The sequence below is a fragment of the Curtobacterium sp. B18 genome (genome assembly GCF_000333375.1).
In the GTDB taxonomy this organism is placed as follows: Bacteria; Actinomycetota; Actinomycetes; order Actinomycetales; family Microbacteriaceae; genus Curtobacterium.
On sequence record NZ_BACZ01000645.1, the window covers coordinates 1 to 2,132 of the forward strand.

Genomic DNA, 2,132 nt, shown 5'->3' on the forward strand with positions numbered 1-2,132 from the left:
GGTGCCACCGGGACGGGCTGCCTTGACCGCCGCGGGGGTCTCGGCGAAGGGGAATACCCGGCCCACGACCGAACGGATGATGCCGGCGTCGACGAGGTCGGCGATCTCAGACAGCTGCGCACCGGATGCGCGCATGAAGAGGAACGAGTAGTCGACTCCGAGTCGTCGCGCCCGTCGTCGGATCGCGGCGCTGATGACGCCGATCACCGTCCGGAGCACCGGGTTCAGCCCGGCGGCCGCGGCGAAGGTCGGGTCGGGCGGTCCGACGATGCTGACGGCGGTGCCGCCACGACGGAGGACCGTGAGGGAACGCTCGAGGTTCTTCCCGCCGACGGTGTCGACCACGACGTCGAAGTCGGACAGGCGCTCGGCGAAGTCCTCCGTCCGGTAGTCGATGACCTCGTCCGCGCCGATCGAGCGGAGCCACTCGGCGTTCGATCCGCTCGCGGTCGTCGCCACGTGGGCACCGAGGTGCCGGGCGAGCTGGATCGCGATCGACCCGAAGCCCCCGGTGCCGCCGTGGATCAGGACCCGGTGTCCGGGCCGGACGTGCGCACGCTCGACGAGCGCCTGCCACGCGGTCAGCGCCACCAGGGGCAGCGAGGCCGCCTCGGTCATGCTCACCGCGGTCGGCTTGCGCGCCAGGTCCGCCTCGGCGACCGCGATACGCTCGGCGAAGGTCCCGATCCGGTGGTCACGGACACGTGCCATCACGGCGTCGCCCACGGCGAACCTCGTGACGGCCGACCCCACCTGCTCGATCACGCCGGCGACGTCGTGCCCGAGGACCAACGGTGTCCGGTAGGGCAACAGCGCCGTGAACTCGCCGTCGGCGATCTTCGCGTCGAGCTGGTTCACGCCCGCCGCGTGCACCCGCACGAGCACGTCACGTGCGCCGACGGTCGGCTCGCTCACCGTCGCCGCGTGGATCGGCGTCTTGTACCGGTCGATCTGGAACGCCTGCATCGTGTTCTCCGTCCTCATTTTTCTGAGCGTACTCATTTCCGATCACACTCGCAACTGAGTGCGGTGCGGGAGGCGGTACGATGGCCGCATGGGTTCTTCGGACACGGCGCCGGTCGGCCGTCGCGAGCGGAACAAGCAGGAGAAGCTCGCCCGCATCACCGCGGCAGCGTCCGACCTGTTCGACCGGATGGGCGTCGACGAGGTCACGACACAGCAGATCGCCGACGCCGCGGACATCGGCACGGGCACGCTGTTCCTCTACGCGCGCAGCAAGGCCGAGCTCCTCCTCCTGGTGCAGAACGCCCACTACGAGGACGCCATCGCGACGGGGCTCCGCGCCTCCACCTCGGACCTGACGACCCTCGATGCCGTCATGGCGCTCATCGAACCGGTCGTCGTCTGCAACCGGCGGCACGTCGGCAACGGCCGCACCTACCTGAAGGAACTGATCTTCGGGGACCCGACCGAGCCGTTCCACCAGCGCGGACTCGAGCTCATCCAGCAGGTCGACCTCGCGTGCGCCGAGGTCCTCCGACGGAACGGCTCCTCCGACGACGATGCCCGCGTGCTCGCGCAGACCGTCTCCGCGGTGCTGTTCGTGCACCTGGCGTCACCGGAGCGCACCGACGCCCCGACCGACGCGGTGCTGGACGCGATCCGCCGGAACCTCGACCTCGTCCTGCCGGTCCGGGGGGCCTGAACCCCGACCGGGAGCGTCCACCAGCGGCGGAGGATCGAGACCGCCACCGGGACGAGTGTCCACCCGGGCTCCGCCTCCAGGATTCGAACCCGGACCTAACGGCACCAAAGGCCGTCGTGCTGCCATTACACCAAGGCGGAACGCGCACGGAGGCGCCTGACCATCCTCCCATGACGCGGCGACTGGTCGTGCAGCCCCGGCTTCCGCCAAGATGGTCAGATGCCGCATGAGGACGAGGTCGACCGCATCGTCGCGGCGTGGGGTCGCGAGGCGCGCCGACCTGGACTTCGGTCCGCTCGAGGTCCTGTCCCGCGTGGACCGTCTCGCGCGGCACCTCGACCGTGCCCGACGTGCCGCGTTCGACGCCGGTGCCATGGAGCCGTGGGAGTTCGACGTCCTGTCGGCGCTGCGGCGGAACGGGCGAGCCGTACGAACTGAGCCCGAAGTGGCTGCTGCAGCAGACGCT

Annotated in this window: 2 protein-coding genes, 1 tRNA gene and 1 pseudogene; 2 read left to right on the forward strand and 2 right to left on the reverse strand. The window is 70.3% G+C overall.

The features are described 5' to 3' along the window. The coding region (locus tag I5E_RS17320; RefSeq protein WP_022908100.1) for an NADP-dependent oxidoreductase at nucleotides 1-966 on the reverse strand (966 nt) is incomplete at its 3' end. 88 nt (nucleotides 967-1,054) lie between these two features. Between I5E_RS17320 and I5E_RS17325 the strand changes: the two genes are divergently transcribed. Beyond that, a complete protein-coding gene (locus I5E_RS17325; protein ID WP_022908101.1) occupies nucleotides 1,055-1,666 on the forward strand; it encodes a TetR/AcrR family transcriptional regulator in 612 nt (203 codons plus the stop codon). A 68-nt stretch (nucleotides 1,667-1,734) separates the two neighbouring features. Here the strand turns inward: I5E_RS17325 and I5E_RS17330 are convergent. Beyond that, nucleotides 1,735-1,806, reverse strand: a tRNA-Gln gene (locus I5E_RS17330). A 79-nt stretch (nucleotides 1,807-1,885) separates the two neighbouring features. Here I5E_RS17330 and I5E_RS23860 point away from each other — a divergent pair. Continuing rightward, nucleotides 1,886-2,132: pseudogene (locus I5E_RS23860) on the forward strand (MarR family transcriptional regulator); the annotation flags it as partial.

Coding starts and splice junctions, on each gene's coding strand:
- I5E_RS17325 (WP_022908101.1), top strand. CDS start 1,055: ATGGGTTCTTCGGACACGGCGCCGGTCGGCCGTCGCGAGCGGAACAAG.